Below are 433 nucleotides of genomic sequence, written 5' to 3' on the forward strand. Positions count from 1 at the left end.
GCGCCCGCTCCAAGGCGAGACGGGTGCCCGAGCCGCGTTCGCGGGAGACCAGGGGAGTGCTGGCGAGTTCCTCCGCTGAGATGCCGCGTGCCCGCTTCGCCCACGGATGGGTGCGTCCGACGACGACGACGAGTTCGTCCGACGCGAACTTCGTGGTGGCGAGATCGGCGGGCACGTTCGGCGTCTCGATGAATCCGATCGTTGCCGATGCGTTGCGGACGGCGAGCAGGACCGCTTCACTGTTCGCGGCTGTTAACTCGATACGCGGGCCGCCCCCTGCGGCATTCAACGACGTGAGCCAGTGTGGTGCCAAATGCTCGGCGATTGTCATGCTGGCCGCGATCCGCAGTGTCTCGCCGGCTCCCCCCCGCAGGGAGGCGACCGATGCGTCGAACCGTTCAGCAGCATCCAGCAGTTCGGCAGCCCACTCGGC

1 protein-coding gene is annotated in these 433 nt (G+C 67.9%); it reads right to left on the minus strand.

Going from position 1 to position 433, the window contains the following annotated elements:
• On the minus strand, nucleotides 1-433 hold a 433-nt coding region (locus SB719_RS19065; RefSeq protein WP_412159590.1), incomplete at both ends, for a LysR substrate-binding domain-containing protein.

Source organism: Pantoea sp. SIMBA_079, assembly GCF_046940275.1.
In the GTDB taxonomy this organism is placed as follows: domain Bacteria; phylum Pseudomonadota; class Gammaproteobacteria; order Enterobacterales; family Enterobacteriaceae; genus Pantoea; species Pantoea borealis.